Raw genomic sequence first — 20,043 nt, forward strand, 5'->3', positions numbered from 1 at the left:
GATGCCCAAGCGCGAAGACATCAAGTCCGTGCTCGTGATCGGCTCCGGCCCGATCGTCATCGGCCAGGCCTGCGAGTTCGACTACTCCGGCACCCAGGCCTGTCGCGTGCTGCGCGAGGAGGGGATCCGGGTCGTCCTGGTCAACTCCAACCCGGCCACGATCATGACCGACCCGGAGTTCGCCGACGCGACCTACGTCGAGCCGATCACCCCGGAGTTCGTCGAGAAGGTCATCGCCAAGGAGCGCCCCGACGCGCTGCTGGCCACCCTCGGCGGCCAGACCGCGCTCAACTGCGCGGTGGCGCTCGACGAGCGCGGCATCCTGGAGAAGTACGACGTCGAGCTGATCGGCGCGACCATCGACGCGATCCAGCGCGGTGAGAACCGCGAGGAGTTCAAGAAGATCGTCGCCGAGCTCGGCGGCGAGAGCGCCAAGTCGGTCATCTGCCACAGCATCGACGACCTGCTCGCCGGCGCCGAGGTGCTCGGCTACCCGCTGGTCATCCGGCCGAGTTTCACCATGGGTGGCTCCGGCTCGGGCTTCGCGTTCGACGAGGCCGACCTGCGCCGCCTGGGCGGCGCCGGCCTGGCCGCCAGCCCGACGACCGAAGTGCTCCTGGAGGAGTCGATCCTCGGCTGGAAGGAGTACGAGCTCGAGGTCATGCGTGACAGCAAGGACAACTCGGTCATCGTCTGCTCCATCGAGAATCTCGACCCGATGGGCGTGCACACCGGCGACTCGATCACCGTCGCGCCCGCGATGACGCTGACCGACCGCGAGTACCAGAAGCTCCGCGACCTCGCGATCGGCATCATCCGCGCGGTCGGCGTGGACACCGGCGGCTGCAACATCCAGTACGCCGTCAACCCGGCCGACGGCCGGATCATCGTCATCGAGATGAACCCCCGCGTCTCCCGCTCGAGCGCGCTGGCCTCGAAGGCGACCGGCTACCCGATCGCCAAGATCGCCGCCAAGGTCGCGATCGGCTACACCCTCGACGAGATCGAGAACGACATCACCGCCGGGCCGAACGGCTCGACCGCCGCATCCTTCGAGCCGACCCTCGACTACGTCGTGGTCAAGGTCCCGCGGTTCGCCTTCGAGAAGTTCCCGGGCGCCGACACCACCCTGACCACCCACATGAAGAGCGTGGGTGAGGCGATGGCGATCGGTCGCAACTTCACCGAGGCGCTCCAGAAGGCCCTGCGGTCGCTGGAGAAGACCGAGGCGGTCTTCGACTGGACCCAGGAGGTCGTCGAGCTCGACAAGCCCGCGCTGCTCGAGGAGATCAAGACCCCGACCGACGGCCGTCTGAAGCGGGTCATGGACGCGATCCGCGCCGGTGCGACACCGGAGGAGATCTTCGAGTCGACCAAGATCGACCCCTGGTTCATCGACCAGCTCTTCCTGATCAACGAGATCGCCCAGGAGATCATCGCGGCGCCCGAGCTGACCGCCGACGTGCTCCGCTACGCCAAGCGCCACGGCTTCTCCGACTACCAGCTCGGCAAGATGCGCGGCATGACCGCCGACGTCGTCCGCGGCGTCCGCCACGCGCTGAACATCCGCCCGGTCTACAAGACCGTCGACACCTGTGCGGCCGAGTTCGCGGCACGTACGCCCTACCACTACTCCTCCTACGATGAGGAGACCGAGGTCGCGCCCCGGGAGAAGGAGGCCGTGATCATCCTCGGCTCCGGTCCCAACCGGATCGGCCAGGGGATCGAGTTCGACTACTCCTGCGTGCACGCCTCCCTCGCGCTGAGCGAGGCCGGCTACGAGACCGTCATGGTCAACTGCAACCCGGAGACGGTGAGCACCGACTACGACACCTCCGACCGGCTCTACTTCGAGCCGCTCACCCTGGAGGACGTGCTCGAGATCGTCCACGCCGAGCAGCAGGCCGGCCCCGTGGTCGGCGTCATCTGCCAGCTCGGTGGCCAGACCCCGCTCGGTCTCGCGCAGGCGCTCAAGGACAACGGCGTGCCGATCGTGGGCACCAGCCCCGAGGCGATCCACCTCGCCGAGGAGCGCGGCGCCTTCGGCCGGGTGCTCCACAAGGCCGGCCTGGTCGCGCCGAAGCACGGCATGGCCACCACCTTCAACGAGGCCCGCGAGATCGCCGCCGAGATCGGCTACCCGGTCCTGGTGCGCCCCTCCTACGTCCTCGGTGGCCGCGGCATGCAGATCGTCTACGACGACGAGGCGCTGCGCTCCTACATCGAGGCCGCGACCGAGGTCACCCCGGACAAGCCGGTGATGGTCGACAAGTTCGTCGACGACGCGGTCGAGATCGACGTCGACGCCCTCTACGACGGCACCGAGCTGTTCCTGGGCGGCGTCATGGAGCACATCGAGGAGGCCGGGATCCACTCCGGTGACTCCTCCTGCGCGCTGCCGCCGATCACCCTCGGCGCCGCCGAGGTCGAGCGGATCCGCACCGCCACCCTGGCGATCGCCGAAGGCGTGGGCGTACGCGGCCTGCTCAACATCCAGTACGCCCTCGGCTCCGACGTGCTCTACGTCATCGAGGCCAACCCGCGTGCCTCCCGCACCGTCCCGTTCGTCTCCAAGGCCACCGCGACCCCGCTGGCCAAGGCCGCGGCGCGGGTGATGCTCGGCGAGTCGATCGCGGAGCTGCGTACGGCCGGGGTGCTGCCGACGACCGGCGACGGGGGAGCACTGCCGCCCAACCAGCCGATCGCGGTCAAGGAAGCGGTCATGCCGTTCAACCGGTTCCGCACGCCGGAGGGCCAGCAGGTCGACACCGTCCTCGGCCCCGAGATGAAGTCGACCGGCGAGGTCATGGGCCTCGACTCCGACTTCGGCCGCGCCTTCGCCAAGAGCCAGGCCGGCGCGTTCGGCCCGTTGCCCACGTCGGGACGGATCTTCGTCTCCATGGCCAATCGCGACAAGCGCACCATGATCTTCCCGATCAAGGTGCTCGCCGACCACGGCTTCGAGATCTTCGCGACCGAGGGCACCGCCGAGGTCCTGCGCCGCAACGGCGTCGCCACGCGGCAGATGCGCAAGCACTCCGAGGGTGTCGGTCCCGACGGTGAGAAGACCACGGTGCAGCGGATCCTCGGTGGCGAGGTCGACCTGGTCATCAACACCCCCAACGGCACCTCCAACGCCAAGTCCGCCCGCATGGACGGCTACGAGATCCGCACCGCCGCGGTGATGGCCAACATCGCCTGCATCACCACGGTCCAGGGCCTCGGCGCCGCCGTGCAGGGCATCGAGGCGCTGCGGCGCGGTGAGATCGACGTACGCAGCCTGCAGGAGTGGCGCGACGTCGTCGGCCACCACGACGGCGGGGTGTCGGCCAAGTGAGGGCCTATCGGACGCTGTTCGACAAGGTCCTGACGAAGACCGATCCGGAGCGGGCCCACCAGCAGGCGTTCGCCGCGATCCGGGCCGCGGGCCCGGCGCTGTCCAGGACGCGTACGCCGGGGACCCCGGTCCACGCCATGGGGCTCACCTTCCCGAACGTGATCGGGCTGGCCGCGGGCTTCGACAAGAACGCCGTCGGGATCGACGCGCTGGGCGGGCTCGGCTTCGGCCACGTCGAGATCGGCACGGTCACCGGCGAGGGTCAGCCGGGCAACCCGGCGCCACGGCTCTTCCGGCTGCCCGCCGACCGCGCCGTGATCAACCGGATGGGCTTCAACAACGAAGGTGCCGAGGCGGTCGCCGCCCGGCTGGCCAGCCGCCTGGAGCGGCGCGGCACGGCCACCGGTGGGCCGATCCTCGGCATCAACATCGGCAAGACCAAGCTCGTCCCCGAGGACGATCAGGCCGCGGTCGAGGCCGACTACGCCAAGTCGGCGCGGCTCCTGGCCCCCTACGCCGACTACCTGGTCGTCAACGTCTCCTCGCCCAACACGCCCGGCCTGCGCAGCCTGCAGTCGGTCGAGAAGCTGCAGCCCCTGCTGGAGCACGTCCGCTCGATCGCCGACCAGGTCACCAAGCACCGGGTCCCGCTGCTGGTCAAGATCGCCCCCGACCTGGCCGACTCCGACGTGGTCGAGGTCGCCGATCTGGCCATGGCGATCGGCCTGGACGGGATCATCGCGACCAACACCACCATCGGCCGCGAGCACCTGGTCTCGGCGCCCACCGAGATCACCGCGGCCGGGGCCGGCGGCCTCTCCGGCGCCCCGCTCAAGTCGCGTGCGCTCGACGTCCTGCGACTGCTCCGCAGCCGGGTCAGCCCCGAGATGACGCTCGTCGGCGTGGGTGGCATCGCCACCGTCGAGGACGCCCGCGAGCGCCTCGCGGCCGGTGCCGACCTGCTCCAGGGCTACACCGGGTTCATCTACGAGGGCCCGCTCTACGCCCGCCGGATCGCGAACGGGATGGCTCGATGACGTTCGGTGCTCGCTACACCGCCGCTCTCGCCGAGCGCGGGCGGCTCTGTGCCGGGATCGATCCGCACGCCTCGCTGCTCCTCGACTGGGGGCTGAACGACGACCTGGCCGGCCTGGAGAGGTTCGCGCTGACCGCGGTCGAGGGCCTGGCGCCCCACGTCCCCGTCGTCAAGCCGCAGAGTGCGTTCTACGAGCGCTTCGGCTCGCGCGGCATCGCGATCCTGGAGCGGGTCATCGCCGAGTCGAAGGCCGCCGGCGCGCTGGTGCTCCTCGACATCAAGCGCGGCGACATCGGCTCCACCAGCCAGGCGTACGCCGACGCCTACCTCGATCCGGCCAGCCCGCTGGGCTCCGACGCGGTGACGGTGAGCCCCTACCTGGGCTTCGGGTCGCTGACGCCGTTCGTCGAGACGGCCACGAAGTTCGACGCCGGGCTGTTCGTGCTCGCCCTGACCTCCAACAAGGAGGGTCCCGAGGTGCAGCACGCGACGGTGGAGGACGGCCGCAGCGTCGGCCGGGTCATGCTCGACCACCTCCGCCGGCTCAACGAGGCCGAGACGCCGCTGGGCTCCTTCGGCGCGGTCGTCGGCGCGACGATCGACGGCGCGGACGGTGCCGGCGTGGCGTACGACTTCGGGTTCAACGGTCCGATCCTGGCGCCGGGCTTCGGTGAGCAGGGCGGCACCCCGGGCGACCTCGCCCGGATCTTCGGTCCCGCCAACGCCCACGTGGTCGCCAGCACCAGCCGCGGGCTGCTGCGGAAGGGTCCGGACGTGGCCGCGCTGCGCGACGAGGCGCTGCGGCTGCGGGACGAGCTCGGCTGACGGCCGCCTGTTCGTCCAGGTATGCAGACGAACCGTCTCTTCCCAAGCGGAGCTCCGCACGGGAAGCGACGGTTTCGCTGCATACCTGGACCAACCGCCCGCCCCCGAGCCTGACAAACTGGCCCGATGACCAGTCTCCGGATGGCCGCCCAGATCCTCGTCCTGCCGATCCTCGCCACGAGCCTGAGCTCGTGCGGTGACCCGATCGAGGGCTACTGCGAATCCCTCGAAGGCCACCAGGAGGAGCTGACGAAGACCCTGGGGGAGGGCGGCACCGGTGGGCTGATCGCCGCCCTGCCGGTCTTCGAGGACCTCGAGAGCAACGCCCCCGACGACATCGAGAAGGACTGGAAGACGCTCACCGGGGCGATCTCGGGTCTCCGCACGGCTCTGGACGACGCCGGCGTCTCGGCCGACGACTTCGAGAACGGCGAGCCGCCCGAGGGCGTCGGCGACGCCGAGGCGAAGAAGATCGCCGACGCGGCCACCAAGGTGAGCAGCACGAAGACCCAGGAGGCGTCCGTACGCGTCCAGCAGCACGCCCGGGACGTCTGTCACACGTCGCTGACCCTGTGAACCATCTTGGGAACCAGATGGACACCAGATAGGCGACCCCGATTGCCGCCCCGGCAACGTAATGGCTAGATTGGCGCGAGCGCTTACTTTCAGCGCTCAGCCGGGGGGCACGATCCCTGTACCGCGCGACCCGGTTGCCCTGTTGACTACACATTTGATCGTGAAAGGGAGTCTTCGTGGCTCTGCCTCCGGACATCACCCCTGAACAGCGCGCTGCCGCGCTGGCGAAAGCCGCGGCCTCGCGCCAGGAGCGGGCTGCTGTCAAGAACAAGGTCCGCACTGGCGGCATGTCCGTCATCGAGGTCATCGAGGAGGGGAAGAAGAACGAGGTCGTCGGCAAGATGAAGGTGATCGACCTGCTGACCTCCCACCCCGGCCTCGGCGAGGTGCGGGCAACCCAGATGATGGAGCGTCTCGGCATCGCGATGAGCCGCCGTGTGCAGGGCCTCGGCCCCAAGCAGGTGGCCGCGTTGGTCGAGGAGTTCGCTCGCCGATGAGTCTGATGGCGGACGAGAAGATCACGACCGACGGCGCGAGCCAGGAGAAGCGACTGGTGGTCCTGGCCGGCCCGACCGCGGTCGGCAAGGGGACCGTCTCCGCGGCGGTCCGCGACGACCACCCCGAGGTCTTCTTGTCCGTCTCGGCGACCACCCGGAAGCCTCGCGAGGGCGAGGTGCACGGGGTGCACTACCTCTTCGTCTCCGACGAGGAGTTCGACGCGATGATCGCCGGCGGTGAGCTGCTGGAGTGGGCCACGGTCCACAACATGGCCCGCTACGGCACCCCGCGCGGCCCCGTCGTCAAGGCGCTGGCCGAGGGCCGCCCGGCGATGCTCGAGATCGACCTGCAGGGCGCCCGACTGGTGCGCGAGACCATGCCCGAGGCGATCTTCGTGTTCCTCGCCCCGCCGAGCTGGGACGAGCTCGTACGTCGCCTGGTCGGCCGGGGCACCGAGACCGAGGCCGAGCGGGAGCGCCGCCTCGAGACTGCGCGGGTCGAGCTGGCGGCCGAGAAGGAGTTCGACGTCACGATCGTGAACCACGAAGTTCATCAGGCAGCCGATGAGTTGGTAACCTTGATGACGCTCGGGCTCCCGAGCAAGAAATCCGACCAAGCCGACAAGTGAGGCTCACGTGGCTGCCCCTCAGATCGACGCCCAGGGCGTGACCAACCCCTCGATCGACGACCTGCTGACGAAGACCGACAGCAAGTACAAGCTGGTTCTCTACAGCGCCCAGCGGGCTCGCCAGATCAACGCCTACTACTCCCAGCTCGGCGAAGGCCTGCTCGAGTACGTCGGCCCCCTGGTCGACACCCACGTCCAGGAGAAGCCCCTCTCGATCGCGCTGCGCGAGATCAACGAGGACCTGCTGACCTGCGAGGACATCGACCCGGCCGAGCTGGCCGCCCAGGCTGCCGCCGCTCAGGCCGCTGCTGCCGAGGCGCCTGCCGCCGACCTCTGATCTAGGCACTTCGCTGTCCACCCACAGCACCACCCCGGCCGCCGCTCTCGACGAGAGGCGGCCGAAAGTGGTCTTAGGGGTCGCCGGCGGCATCGCCGCCTACAAGGCGGCCGAGCTGCTGCGCCGGTTCACCGAGTCCGGCCACGACGTGACCGTGGTCCCCACGGCCTCCGCCCTCGAGTTCGTCGGCGCCCCCACCTGGGCGGCGCTGTCGGGCAAGGAGATCGCCACCGGCGTCTTCGAGAACATCACCGAGGTCCCGCACGTACGCATCGGGCAGCAGGCCGACCTCGTGGTCATCGCGCCTGCGACCGCCAACACGCTCGCCCGCGCGGCCCACGGCCTCGCGGATGATCTGCTCAGCAACGTACTGCTCACCGCGCGCTGCCCGGTCGTCTTCGCCCCGGCGATGCACACCGAGATGTGGGAGCACCCGGCCACCCAGGCCAACGTGGCCACGCTGCGCGAGCGCGGCAACATCGTCATCGAGCCCGCCGAGGGCCGGCTGACCGGCAAGGACACCGGCAAGGGGCGCCTGCCCGAGCCGAGCGAGATCTTCGAGCTGTGCCGCGCGGTGCTCACCCACGGGGCGCGGGCCGACCTGACCGGCCGTCACGTCGTCGTCTCGGCCGGCGGCACCCGGGAGTTCCTGGACCCGGTCCGCTACCTCGGCAACCGTTCCTCGGGGCTGCAGGGCTACGCCATCGCCCGCGCGGCGGCCGCCCGCGGGGCCGAGGTGACACTGGTCGCGGCCAACGTCACCCTGCCCGACCCGGCCGGCCTGAAGGTCGTACGTGTCGGCACCACCGCCGAGCTGCGCGACGCCGTCGTCTCCGCGGCCGAGGGCGCGGACGCGATCGTCATGGCCGCAGCACCGGCCGACTTCCGTCCGACCGGGGTGAGCGAGGCCAAGATCAAGAAGGCATCCGACGGCTCGGCGCCGACGATCGAGCTGATGCAGAACCCCGACATCCTGGCCGAGATCTCCCACCACCGGACCAAGCCCGGTCAGGTCGTGGTGGGCTTCGCGGCCGAGACCGGGGACGCGACCGGCTCAGTGCTCGAGCTGGCCGCCGCCAAGCTGAAGCGGAAGGGCTGCGACCTGCTCGTCGTCAACGACGTCAGCGGTGGCGCGGTCTTCGGCAGCGAGGTCAACAAGGCGGTCATCCTGGATGCCGACGGAGGCCACGTCGACGTGCAGGAAGGCGCGAAATCTGCCCTGGCAGAGGTCATCTGGGACCAGATCGCCTTACGCCTGGATGAACAACGTACGAACTGACGACACGCCACGCGCCACGATGAGGACCAGCGCAGCAGTCCTGGGATTCGGGGTCTATGTTTGTCGACCAGAACGATTGACGATTCTCCACCTGAACACCCACACGAACCTGTGAAACGGAGCTACACGTGACCGGACGTCTCTTCACGTCGGAGTCGGTGACCGAGGGGCACCCGGACAAGATCGCCGACCAGATCAGCGACACCGTGCTCGACTACCTGCTCGAGCACGACCCCAAGAGCCGGGTGGCTGTCGAGACCCTGCTCACCACCGGCCTGGTCGTGGTCGCGGGCGAGGTGACCACCGACGCCTACGCGCCGGTCGCCCAGCTCGTGCGCCAGAAGATCCTCGACATCGGCTACGACTCCTCCCTCAAGGGCTTCGACGGCCACTCCTGCGGCGTCCAGGTCGCCATCGGCGCCCAGAGCCAGGACATCGCCCAGGGCGTCGACACCGCGGAGGAGCACCGCCTCAACTCCTCGGTCGACGAGCTCGACCTGCAGGGTGCCGGCGACCAGGGCCTGATGTTCGGCTACGCCTGCGACGACACTCCCGAGCTGTTCCCGCTGCCCATCAAGATGGCGCAGACGCTGGCCGAGAAGCTGACCGCGGTCCGCAAGGACGGCACGCTCGACTACCTGCGTCCCGACGGCAAGACCCAGGTCACCATCGAGTACGACGACGAGAACAAGGCCGTCCGGGTCGACACCGTCGTCCTCTCGACGCAGCACTCCGAGGAGACCAGCCAGGAGCAGCTGCACGCCGACATCAAGAAGTACGTCATCGAGCCGGTGCTCGAGCAGTTCAAGTCGTCGGTTCCCTTCGACGGCTACAAGCTCCACATCAACCCGACCGGCCGCTTCGTCGTCGGTGGCCCGATGGGCGACGCCGGCCTGACCGGCCGCAAGATCATCGTCGACACCTACGGCGGCATGGCCCGCCACGGCGGCGGCGCCTTCTCGGGCAAGGACCCGTCGAAGGTCGACCGGTCGGCTGCGTACGCCATGCGCTGGGTGGCCAAGAACATCGTCGCCGCGGGCCTGGCCCGTCGCGCCGAGGTCCAGGTCGCCTACGCCATCGGCAAGGCCCAGCCCGTCGGTGTCTTCGTGGAGACCTTCGGCACCCACACGGTGCCCGAGGCCAACATCCAGAAGGCCGTCCTGGAGGTCTTCGACCTCCGCCCGGCCGCGATCCTGCGCGACCTCGACCTGCTCCGCCCGATCTACGCCAAGACCGCTGCGTACGGTCACTTCGGCCGCGAGCTGCCCGAGTTCACCTGGGAGCGCACCGACCGCGCCGACGCGCTCAAGGCTGCTGCCGGCGCCTGATCCACAGCACCACCTGTTGCCGAGTCGGCGCGTCCTGGCGCGCCGACTCGGCTTCGTTTTCGGTCAGGACGCGCCGACTCGGCGTTGTGTCGGCGCAGGCTGATAGGAATGTCGGTTGTGAGCCGGGGACCGCAGGAGGCAGCCGGGGCAGCCGAGCTGGAGCTGCCCGGGCTGGTTCGCGACCGGGTCAAGGAGGGGCGGGCGAAGGCCGCGGCCACGCGTGCGCGCAAGGCTGCCGAGGCGGAGACCGCCGAGATCGATCCGGTCGCCAAGGTCTTGATCGATCTGCCGATGGCCCACCTCGACCGGCCCTTCGACTATGCCGTGCCGGCCTCGATGGCCGAGGAGGCGCAGCCCGGGGTGCGGGTGAAGGTCCGGTTCGGGCCCAAGGACGTCGACGGCTTCGTCGTGGCCCGCGCCGAGGCCTCCGAGCACACCAAGCTGCAGCCGCTCAAGCGGGTCGTCAGCCCCGAGGTGGTGCTCACCCCGCAGGTCGCCGCGCTGAGCGAGGCGGTCGCCCGGCGCTACGCGGGACCCCGGGCCGACGTGCTCCGGCTGGCCGTTCCGCCGAGGCACGCGTCGACCGAGAAGGAGCCGTCGCCACCGGCTCCTGTGGCCCCGCCGTTCGACCCAGCCGCAGCCGCCGCGGCGTGGGCCGGTCACGAGCCCGCGGGCGCGTTCCTGCGGCACCTGGCTTCCGGCGGCGCGCCGCGCGCGGTCTGGCACGCCGCGGCCGGCACCGACCACGCCGACCTGATCGCGCACGCGACCGCGGCGACCCTGGCCTCCGGGCGGGGTGCGCTGGTCGTGGTGCCGGACTGGAGGGACGTCGCCCGCCTCGACACCGCGATGACGAAGGTGCTGGGAGAGGGCCGCCACGCCGTGCTGGCAGCCGATGCCGGGCCGGCGTCTCGCTACCGCGAGTTCCTGCGGGTCTCCCGAGGTGCGGTGAAGGTGGCCATCGGCACCCGTGCCGCAGCGTTCGCGCCGGTGCGCGACCTCGGGCTCGTCGTCGTCTGGGACGACGGCGACGACCTGCTCGCCGAGCAGCGTTCGCCCTACCCGCACGCGCGGGACGTACTGCTGCTGCGGGCCGAGCTGGAGCAGGCGGCCGCGCTCGTGGGCGGCTTCGCCCGCAGCGTGGAGGCCGGGTTCCTGGCCGAGACGGGCTGGGCGCAGGAGATCCGGCCGACGCGTGCCCTGGCTCGGCAGCGGGTGAGCATCGAGATCACCGGCGACACCGACTTCGACCTCGAGAAGGATCCGCTCACCCGAGCCTCGCGCGTGCCCCGAGAGGCCCACGAGGCGATCCGCGCCGCGCTCGCCACCGGACCGGTCCTGCTTCAGACCCCGCGCCGCGGATATGCGGCCTCGCTGGCCTGCGACCGGTGTCGTACGCCGGCCAGGTGCTCGGCCTGTCAGGGGCCGCTGCAGCTCGGCGGGCCGGCCGCGCCGCCGACGTGTGCCTGGTGCGGACACGTCGAGGCGGCGTGGGCGTGCGGTGCCTGCGGAGGGTTCGGCCTGCGGGCGCCGATCATCGGCGAGGCCCGCACGGCCGAGGAGATGGGTCGCTCCTTCGCCGGGGTGCGGGTGGTGACCTCCTCGGCCGGGGCGGTCAAGCAGACCGTGCCGGGGACTCCTGCCATCGTCGTCGCGACGATCGGCGCCGAACCGGTGGTCTCGACAGGCTCGACCACCGGTAGCGGCTATGCCGCGGTGCTGCTGCTCGACACCTGGCTGCTGCTGGGGCGCCCGGACCTGCGTACGGACGAGGAGGCGCTGCGCCGCTGGAGCAACGCCGCCGGTCTGGTCCGGCCCGGCGGGCGGGTGCTGGTCGTCGGCGACCCCGCGCTGCCGGTGCTGCAGGCGCTGGTGCGCTGGGACCAACCGGGTTTCGCCCAACGGGAGGCGTCCGCACGGCAGGAGGCCCACCTCCCGCCGGCCTCGCGGATGGCCACCATCACCGGCACCCCCGGGGCGCTCGACGACGCGCTCACGCTCCTCGCGCTGCCGCCGGGCGCGGAGGTCCTGGGCCCTGTCCCGGCCGAGCCCACCTCCACCGGCGAGCCGCGACTGCGCGCGGTCGTACGCGTCCCGCGGTCCCTCGGCACCAAGCTCACCGAGGCGCTCGGCGAGCTGCAGCGGGTGCGGTCGGCGCGCAAGCTCGACCCGGTGCGGGTCCAGGTCGATCCGCCGACGCTCTGACCGAGGCTCAGCCCACGTATTGTGGACCCGACACGCTCGACCACCTAGGAGAACAGTGGCAGTCCAGCCCATCCGACTCTTCGGCGACCCCGTGCTGCGCAAGCCAGCCATCGAGGTCGTCGACTTCGACAAGGAGCTGCACAAGCTCGTTGCCGACCTGACCGACACCATGCTCGAGGCGCCCGGCGCCGGACTGGCCGCTCCGCAGATCGGCGTGAGCCTGCGGGTCTTCACCTGGTACGTCGACGGCCAGGTGGGTCATCTGGTCAACCCGGACCTGACCCTGTCGGAGGAGACGCAGGACGGGGGAGAGGGCTGCCTCTCGCTGCCCGACATCACCTTCGACTGCCGCCGCGCGCTGTCGGTCGTGGCCAAGGGCTTCGACATGCACGGCGAGCCGGTGACGATCGAGGGCTCCGAGCTGCTCGCCCGCGCCATCCAGCACGAGACCGACCACCTCGACGGCATCCTGTTCATCGACCGGCTCGACGAGGCTGCCCGCAAGGCGGCGATGAAGGAGATCCGGGAGTCGGAGTGGTTCGGCCTGGAGAAGCCGACGGTGAAGATCTCGCCGCACGCGACGAACGGGTTCGGGTTCTGATGAGGGTCGTCTTCGCAGGCACGCCCGAGGTCGCCGTACCCTCCCTGGACGCGATCGCCGCCTCCCGCCACGAGCTGGTCGGTGTCGTCACCCGGCCTGATGCGGCCCAGGGCCGCAGCAAGCGGCTGGTGCCCTCTCCGGTCGCCCAGCGGGCCGAGGAGCTGGGGGTGCCGGTGCTCAAGCCGGAGCACCCCCGCGAGCCCGAGTTCCAGGCTGCGCTGAAGGCCCTGGAGCCCGACTGCTGCCCGGTGGTCGCCTACGGCGCGATGCTGCCGCAGTCGGCGCTGGACATCCCGCCGCACGGCTGGGTCAACCTGCACTTCTCGCTCCTGCCCGCCTACCGTGGCGCGGCTCCGGTACAGCGTGCGGTCTGGGCCGGCGAGGAGATCTCCGGCGCCACCACGTTCCGGATCGTGAAGGCGATGGACGCCGGGCCCGTCTTCGGCACCATGACCCAGGCGCTGGCCCCTGACGAGACCTCCGGGTCGCTCTTCGAGAAGCTCACCGTCGGTGGCGCCACGCTGCTGGTCTCCACCCTCGACGGGATCGAGGACGGCTCCCTGGAGGCGCGCGAGCAGCCCGCCGACGGCGTCTCCTACGCCGACAAGATCACCGTCGAAGACGCCCAGGTCGACTGGACCCAGAACGCGGTCGCCATCGACCGGCAGGTCCGCGCCTGCACCCCGGCACCGGGAGCCTGGACACTGCTCGACGGCGAGCGGTTCAAGGTCGGCCCGGTCACGATGACCGAGGACGAGGCTGCCCCCGGCGAGCTGGTCGTCCGCAAGAACGAGGTGCTCGTCGGCACCGGCACGACGGCCATACGCCTGGGCCGCGTGAAGGCCTTCGGCAAGAAGGAGATGCCGGCGGCCGACTGGGCCCGTGGCGTACGTCTGGAGTCCGGTGTCGCCTTCGAATAGGAGGCGCCCCGGCCGGAGGCCCCAGGGACCGCGGCGACCGGGAGAGCGGGGCGGCACCAGGCCCACGGATCCGGCGCGGCTGGCGGCGTTCGAGGTGCTCAAGGCGGTGCGGGTCGACGAGGCGTATGCCAACCTGGTGCTGCCCCACGTCCTCGGCCGCCTCGGGCTGGAGGGTCGCGACGCGGCCTTCGCCACCGAGCTGGCGTCAGGGACGCTGCGGCAGCAGGGCACCTACGACGCCGTCCTGGCTGCGTGCATCGACCGGCCGCTGGCCAAGGTCGAGGCGAAGGTGCTCGACGTGCTGCGGCTGGGGGCGCACCAGGTGCTCTCCATGCGGGTGCCCGACCATGCCGCGATCTCGACCAGCGTCGACCTGGCCCGCGCCAAGGTCGGCCAGGGGCCGGCGGGCTTCGTCAACGCCGTCCTGCGCAAGGTCACCCGCAACACGCTCGAGGAGTGGGTCGCCGAGGTCGCGCCCGCGCGTGAGAAGGACCACGACGGCTGGGCCACGGTCGCCTTCAGCCATCCGCGCTGGGTCGTGGAGCAGCTGGCCGAGGCCGTCGGCCGCGACCAGATCGATGCGCTGCTCGAGGCGGACAACGTGCCGCCGTCGGTCACGCTCGTCGCCCGTCCCGGGCGCGCCACGGTCGACGAGCTCGGCGGTACGCCGACGTCCTACTCGCCCTTCGGCGTCACCCTCGACTCCGGCTCACCGGCCGGGATCGCCGCGGTCGCGGAGGGGCGCGCGGGCGTGCAGGACGAGGGCTCGCAGCTCGTGGCCATCGCACTGGCCGAGGCCGACGTCGAGCCGGACAAGCCCCGGGCGGAGTCCTGGCTGGACCTGTGTGCCGGGCCCGGCGGCAAGTCGGCCCTGCTGGCGGCCCTGGCCGCGCAGCAGGGTGCCGCGCTGGTCGCCAACGAGCGCCAGCCGCACCGCGCCGGACTCGTGCTGGCCAACCTGACCGACCGCTCGGCCGGATCACACGTCGAGGGGGTCGCGGGCGTCGTCGCCGGCGACGGAACCAGGCCGCCGTTCAAGGACGCCACCTTCGACCGGATCCTCGTCGACGCCCCGTGCACCGGGCTGGGGGCGCTGCGCCGCCGGCCGGAGGCGCGCTGGCGTCGCGGCACGGCCGACCTGGACGTACTCGTCGACCTGCAGCGCTCCCTCCTCGACCGGGCCGTCGACCTGACCCGACCGGGCGGCGTGGTGCTCTACGCCACCTGCTCGCCGGTGCTGGCGGAGACGAGCGGCGTGGTGCAGAGCGTGCTCGCGGACCGATCCGACGTCCGCCTGGAGCCCATCGCCGCCACGGTCGGCGACGTGCCCGACAGCACCGGGCCGATCGAGGGCACCGTGCAGTTGTGGCCGCACCGGCACGGCACCGATGCGATGTTCCTGGCGCTGCTGCGCCGCACCCGGGCGTGAGGTCTCAGTCGAGGATGTGACGCAGGTAGCGGCGCGGGTCGTCGAGGTAGCTGCGCCAGTGGCGTACGAGCTCGAGGTCTTCCCACGTCGTCTCCCGCAGACCCCAGTCGCCGACCTCGAGGAGGGTGGCGCCGGGCATCGCGGCGAGCACCGGGGAGTGGGTGGCACAGAGCACCTGACCGCCGTCTCGCACCACCTCGTCCAGCGTGGCGATCAGCCCCATCGTGGACATGAACGACAGCGCCGCCTCGGGCTCGTCGAGGCAGTAGAAGCCGGGGGTGTCGAAGCGCTGGCGCAGCACCGCGAGGAAGGACTCGCCGTGGCTCATCTCGTGGAACACCGGCTCGCCCGCCGGTGAGTGACCGAGATCCTCCATGTAGGTGTACCAGCCGTGCATCGTCTCCGCGCGGAGGAAGAAGCCCCAGCGTGCCGAGCCCAGGCCGCGCTGGAGGCGGAGGACGTCGCTCAGCGGTGACTCCGACGCCCGCGTCGAGTGGTTGGTGTTGCGCGAGCCGCCCTCGGGATTGAGGCCGTACGCCGCGGCGACGGCCTCCACGATCGTCGACTTTCCCGAGCCGTTCTCACCGACCAGGAACGTCACCCCGGCCGCGAGCTCGAGCCCCTTCTCCACGACCTGGGCGACGGCCGGCACGGTCAGCGGCCACTCGCCCGGCAGCAGCGGCTCACGCGTGGGATCCGCCTCGACGCGTACGACGGGAGGCTGGTCGAAGTCCATGCCCTGAATATAGGAGGGCCGGACGATCGTCCATGTCGCCCGTCCTCGAAGGATCCGTGGCCTACGCTGGCGACCATGACCAAGGCATCGCCGTCGGTGGAGATAGAGGTCGACAACCGCGTCGTCAGGATCTCCAACCCGGACCGGGTCTACTTTCCCGAGACAGGCGCGACGAAGCTCGACGTGGCGCAGTACTACCTCGCCGTCGGCCCGGGGATCGTCAATGCGCTGTGGGAGCGGCCGTGCATGCTGCACAGGTTCCCCAAGGGCCTGGCGGGGCCGAAGGTGCACCAGAAGCGGCTGCCGCAGGGGGCGCCCGACTGGATCGAGACCGTACGCCTCTACTTCCCGCGCTGGGGCCGCACGGCCGACGAGCTGTGCGTGACCGAGCTCGGCGCGGTGATCTGGGCGGTCCAGATGTCGACCGTCGAGTTCCACCCCTGGAACAGCCGCCGCGAGGACACCGAGAAGCCCGACGAGTGGCGCATCGACCTCGACCCCGGTCCCGAGTGCCCGTTCTCGACGGTGCAGACCGTGGCCGGCGTCGTCCGCGAGCTGCTCGACGAGCTCGGCGCGGTGGGCTACCCGAAGACGAGCGGCGGCTCCGGGATGCACGTGTACGTGCGGATCCCCGCGGAGCACGGCTTTCAGGACGTACGCCGCGCTGCGCACGCATTCGCCCGCGAGGTCGAGCGCCGGGCACCGAAGCTGGTCACCACCGCCTGGTGGCGCAAGGATCGCGACCCGGCGCAGCTGTTCGTCGACTTCAACCAGAACACCCGCGACCACACGATCGCGTGCGCCTACTCGATCCGCGGCGTCGCCGACGGCCGGGTCTCCACCCCGATCACCTGGGAGGAGACCAAGGACGTCGACCCGCGCGACTTCACGATGCGTACGGTGCCGGCGCGGTTCGCGGAGATCGGCGACCTGCACGCCGACATCGACGACCACCCGTTCTCGATCGAGCCGTTGCTCGAATGGGCCGACCGCGACGAGCGCGACGGCGCCGAGACGCCTCCCGACGAGGAGTGACCCTCACCAGACCTCGAGCCGTTCGCCCAGCGTGCGGGCGAGCTCCTCGGAGTAGGTCGCGGTGAGGTGATGCCCGTCGCGGTGGGTGATCGTGTCACCGACGACCGTGGTGCAGATGCCGACGCTGTCGCAGAACATGTCGTCGAGGTCGACGGTCTCGACGCGAGCGGCCTTGGCCGCCTGCATCTGCAGGTCGGCGCCGTCCTGCTGACTCTCGAGCGGCTTGTAGGTGCACGGCGAGAGCGTCTTGTTGCTGCTCAGGCAGGTGGCCGGGTCGAACTCGAGCGCCGGTACGTCGCGAAGCCACACGGTGCGCTTGGCGACAGGCTTCACCTGGGCCAGCAGCCGCTCGTAGCCGCGGTAGACGGCGCGGCGTACGTCCTCACGGTCGGTGTGGCGGCCGGATGAGTCGTGGTAGGCGGCGCTGATCGGGCGTGAGGAGATCAGCAGCAGGTCGGGACGGAGCTTCTTGACCGAGGAGAGCATGAAGTCGTGGAAGTCGTCGCACGAGGTCATCGGGTCGGTGCTGTCGATCTTGTCGGGCGTGACCAGCGAGACGGTGCACTGCGGCATCGCCAGGACGTAGCCGCGGTAGCCGGAGCGCTCGGCGATCTCCTCGACCGCGGGCGTCCAGTGGCGGGCGTGGGAGTCGCCGATGATCACCATCGTCTTCTCGGCGTCGACGTCGCCGCGCGGGCACAGCTTGCGTACGTTGGTCGCGTAGTAGTTGCACGCACCGACCGTCTCGACGTCGTCGGAGAGGTTCGTCAGCCCCGGCTCGAGGTTGGTGGGGATGGGCTGGTTCTTGCGGGCCGCGAGCACCGAGGCCTTCACCAGGTCCGGGAGCGGGTCGGGCTCCTGCGCCTTGGCAGCGGGCGGTGCGTCGCTCGATGCCGGCCGATCGGGCTGCTCGGAGTCCTTGGGCTCCTCGGCGGAGCCGGAGGAGTCGGCCTCGGCGAGCGTGATGGCCGGCTGGTAGCCGTCCCGGGCCGCCCCGGTGGCGTAGGAGTTGGCCCCGAAGCAGGTCAACGCGACCAGGGTGATGCTCAGCGGGTAGAGCGCGACCGGACCCAGCGAACCGGCCCGCCTCAGCACCGGGCGGCGCCACAGGACGCCGCGCCGGAACGGCTCCTCGACGAAGCGGTAGGAGAGCCCTGCCAGCACGAACGCCAGCGCCACCAGGAGGATCTGCTCCCACCAGTGCAGCTCACGACCCAGCTGCAGCTCGGCCAGGACCAGCACCGGGAAGTGCCACAGGTAGAGCGAGTAGGACCAGTTGCCGATCACCTGGAGCGGCGGCACCGACAGCAGCCTGCCGACCACGGTCGGGCCGTGCCAGAGCGTGCCGGCCACGATGATGAAGACGCTGCCGAGGACCGGCACGAGCGCCGGTGTGCCCGGGAACGGCGTCGCGTCGTTGAACTGCAGGCAGGCGCACACGATGAAGAACATCCCGAACGCGGAGAGCACCTGCGCGCGCCAGCGCGCGGTGGCGTCCTGCGGCCCGTCGTCACGGAACGCGATCGCCGCGATCGCGCCCAGGCCGAGCTCCCAGGCGCGGGTGAAAGGTGAGAAGTACGCCGCCTCCGGGCTGGTCCGGGTCAGCACCGCCGAGGCGAGCAGCGATGCGACGATGACGACACCGAGCGCGATGACCAGCACGCGCCGGCGGCCGCGGGGGTCGGGCTCGGCGTGCTCGCTGCGCCTCTTCAGCACCCACAGGCACCCCAGGATCACCAGCGGCCAGACCAGATAGAACTGCTCCTCGACGGCGAGCGACCAGAAGTGCTGCAGCGGTGACGGCGGCAGGGCTGCCGAGAAGTAGTCGGTCTCCAGCGCGGCGAACCGGAAGTTGGCGGCGAAGGCCGCCGACCACAGCGCGTCCAGGGCGATCTCGCGGGTGCGTACGAAGCCGAGGAAGAACGCGGCGTAGACCACGGTCGCCAGCAGGACCACGGTCGCCGCGGGCAGGATCCGCCGAGCCCGGCGCGCGTAGAAGCCGAGCAGGCTGACCCGGCCCTCGGTGCGCACCTGCCGCATCAGCTGCTGGGTGATCAGGAAGCCCGAGATCGCGAAGAAGACGTCGACGCCGACGAAGCCGCCGGTCAGCGATCCGAAGCCGACGTGCAGCGCGACGACCGCGAGCACCGCGATCGCGCGCAGTCCCTGGATGTCGAGACGTTGCCGAGACGAGGTCGCGCTCCCGGTGGGCGAGCCTGTCGAGCTCACGGGCAGCCGCACCTCCCTCAGCCAAGCGCATCCGTCACAGTCGTCGCGACGATAACTCTCGTAACCTGCCGATCCTGGTAGACGCGCCTAGGGTCTAGTCGAGATCGAGGTCGTCGCCCGCCGTGACGGGGCCTGGAGTGGGCGGGAGCGGGGGAGGAGTGCCCCCGAAGGCGGGGCACAGCGGCTTGTGGGCGCACCAGCCGCACAGCTTCCCCGGGTTGGGCAGCCACTCCCCGGTCTCCTGGGCGGTGCGGATCGCCCGCCAGATCGCCTCGGCCTTGCGCTCGGTCGCGAGCAGGTCAGCCTCGTCCGGCACGTAGCGCAGGATGTCGCCGGAGCCGAGGTAGATCAGCTGGAGCATGGCCGGCACCACGCCTCGGGTGCGCCAGATCACCAGGGCGTAGAACCTGAGCTGGAACAGCGCCTTCGCCTCGTAGGCCTCGCTCGGGATCCTCGAGGTCTTGTAGTCGACCACGCGGATCCGGCCGTCGGCGGCGATGTCGACCCGGTCGATGAAGCCTCGCAGCAGCAGCTTGGAGTCGAGCAGAGCCTCGACGTAGTGCTCGCGCTCGGCCGGCTCCAGACGCCGCGGGTCCTCCAGGTCGAAGTAGCGGCGCAGCACCTGGCGGCACGACTCCAGCCAGGCCGTCTCCGCCTCATCGGCCGCCGAGGTGAACAGCGTCGCCAGGGCCGGGTCGAGGCTGCGTACGTCCTCCCACGCCTGCTCCACCATCGACCTCGCCTGCCGGGGCGTGCGTTCGGGGGCGGGCAGGTCGAAGAGGTCCTCGAGCACCTTGTGCACCACGGTGCCGCGCGCGGCCGCCTCCGAGGGCGGCTCGGGGAGCTGGTCGATCGTGCGGAACCGGTAGAGCAGCGGGCACGAGGTGAAGTCGCTCGCGCGGCTCGGCGAGAGCGACCCCAGCACGTTGATGCCGTCGACCGGGGTCGACCGCGCGTCGGCTGGTGAGGTGCTCATGGAAGTCGACACTATTCGCAAGCACCGACAACCCGGGTCGACACCTCCCGACTACCTCCGCTCAAGTA

General features: G+C 70.7%; 17 protein-coding genes. 14 read left to right on the forward strand and 3 right to left on the reverse strand.

Annotated features, from left to right (window positions below):
* Position 1: 1 nt before the first annotated feature.
* From carB to HD557_RS11000, 13 genes are all read left to right on the forward strand, one after another.
* A complete protein-coding gene (carB, locus tag HD557_RS10940; protein ID WP_196873905.1) occupies positions 2–3,337 on the forward strand; it encodes a carbamoyl-phosphate synthase large subunit in 3,336 nt (1,111 codons plus the stop codon).
* The gene (locus HD557_RS10945) at positions 3,334–4,374 is read left to right on the forward strand and encodes a quinone-dependent dihydroorotate dehydrogenase (protein WP_307785591.1); all 1,041 of its coding nucleotides are present in this window, start codon (positions 3,334–3,336) and stop codon (positions 4,372–4,374) included. The genes carB and HD557_RS10945 overlap by 4 nt, the downstream gene beginning before the upstream one ends.
* Entirely contained in the window at positions 4,371–5,198 is an 828-nt protein-coding gene (pyrF, locus tag HD557_RS10950) for an orotidine-5'-phosphate decarboxylase (protein WP_196873907.1), read from the forward strand. Before HD557_RS10945 ends, pyrF begins: the two co-directional genes overlap by 4 nt.
* A 126-nt stretch (positions 5,199–5,324) precedes the next feature.
* Entirely contained in the window at positions 5,325–5,774 is a 450-nt protein-coding gene (locus tag HD557_RS10955) for a hypothetical protein (RefSeq protein WP_196873908.1), read from the forward strand.
* A 176-nt stretch (positions 5,775–5,950) separates the two neighbouring features.
* Positions 5,951–6,271, forward strand: a complete 321-nt coding sequence (gene mihF, locus HD557_RS10960) for an integration host factor, actinobacterial type (protein ID WP_008356752.1) — start codon at positions 5,951–5,953, stop codon at positions 6,269–6,271.
* Positions 6,268–6,900, forward strand: coding sequence for a guanylate kinase (gene gmk, locus HD557_RS10965; protein ID WP_008356750.1), 633 nt, complete (start codon positions 6,268–6,270; stop codon positions 6,898–6,900). Before mihF ends, gmk begins: the two co-directional genes overlap by 4 nt.
* A 7-nt stretch (positions 6,901–6,907) precedes the next feature.
* On the forward strand, positions 6,908–7,237 hold the full coding sequence (gene rpoZ / locus HD557_RS10970) for a DNA-directed RNA polymerase subunit omega (RefSeq protein WP_008356749.1): 330 nt from the start codon (positions 6,908–6,910) through the stop codon (positions 7,235–7,237).
* Between the two features lie 67 nt (positions 7,238–7,304).
* The gene (gene coaBC / locus HD557_RS10975; protein ID WP_008356746.1) at positions 7,305–8,516 is read left to right on the forward strand and encodes a bifunctional phosphopantothenoylcysteine decarboxylase/phosphopantothenate--cysteine ligase CoaBC; all 1,212 of its coding nucleotides are present in this window, start codon (positions 7,305–7,307) and stop codon (positions 8,514–8,516) included.
* A gap of 128 nt (positions 8,517–8,644) precedes the next feature.
* Complete coding sequence (gene metK / locus HD557_RS10980) at positions 8,645–9,844, forward strand: methionine adenosyltransferase (protein ID WP_196873909.1); 1,200 nt, start codon at positions 8,645–8,647, stop codon at positions 9,842–9,844.
* Positions 9,845–9,952: 108 nt separating this feature from the next.
* Complete coding sequence (locus HD557_RS10985) at positions 9,953–12,049, forward strand: primosomal protein N' (protein WP_196873910.1); 2,097 nt, start codon at positions 9,953–9,955, stop codon at positions 12,047–12,049.
* 55 nt (positions 12,050–12,104) lie between these two features.
* Positions 12,105–12,650, forward strand: coding sequence for a peptide deformylase (gene def, locus HD557_RS10990; RefSeq protein WP_008356739.1), 546 nt, complete (start codon positions 12,105–12,107; stop codon positions 12,648–12,650).
* The gene (fmt, locus tag HD557_RS10995; protein WP_196873911.1) at positions 12,650–13,570 is read left to right on the forward strand and encodes a methionyl-tRNA formyltransferase; all 921 of its coding nucleotides are present in this window, start codon (positions 12,650–12,652) and stop codon (positions 13,568–13,570) included. The genes def and fmt overlap by 1 nt, the downstream gene beginning before the upstream one ends.
* Entirely contained in the window at positions 13,554–14,999 is a 1,446-nt protein-coding gene (locus HD557_RS11000) for an RsmB/NOP family class I SAM-dependent RNA methyltransferase (protein WP_196873912.1), read from the forward strand. Before fmt ends, HD557_RS11000 begins: the two co-directional genes overlap by 17 nt.
* A gap of 4 nt (positions 15,000–15,003) precedes the next feature.
* Here HD557_RS11000 and HD557_RS11005 read toward each other — a convergent pair whose 3' ends face one another.
* Positions 15,004–15,735, reverse strand: coding sequence for an AAA family ATPase (locus HD557_RS11005; protein ID WP_196873913.1), 732 nt, complete (start codon positions 15,733–15,735; stop codon positions 15,004–15,006).
* A 75-nt stretch (positions 15,736–15,810) separates the two neighbouring features.
* Here HD557_RS11005 and ligD point away from each other — a divergent pair, with 75 nt between their 5' ends.
* A complete protein-coding gene (ligD, locus tag HD557_RS11010) occupies positions 15,811–16,770 on the forward strand; it encodes a non-homologous end-joining DNA ligase (protein ID WP_196873914.1) in 960 nt (319 codons plus the stop codon).
* A gap of 3 nt (positions 16,771–16,773) precedes the next feature.
* Here the strand turns inward: ligD and HD557_RS11015 are convergent, their stop codons facing one another.
* Together HD557_RS11015 and HD557_RS11020 are read right to left on the reverse strand one after the other, a co-directional pair.
* Positions 16,774–18,999 carry an acyltransferase family protein gene (locus tag HD557_RS11015; RefSeq protein WP_196873915.1) on the reverse strand — a complete coding sequence of 742 codons (2,226 nt, stop codon included), beginning with the start codon at positions 18,997–18,999 and terminating at the stop codon, positions 16,774–16,776.
* A gap of 94 nt (positions 19,000–19,093) precedes the next feature.
* Complete coding sequence (locus HD557_RS11020; RefSeq protein ID WP_196873916.1) at positions 19,094–19,975, reverse strand: RecB family exonuclease; 882 nt, start codon at positions 19,973–19,975, stop codon at positions 19,094–19,096.
* Positions 19,976–20,043 lie beyond the last annotated feature (68 nt).

The organism is Nocardioides luteus, assembly GCF_015752315.1.
In the GTDB taxonomy this organism is placed as follows: Bacteria; Actinomycetota; Actinomycetes; order Propionibacteriales; family Nocardioidaceae; genus Nocardioides.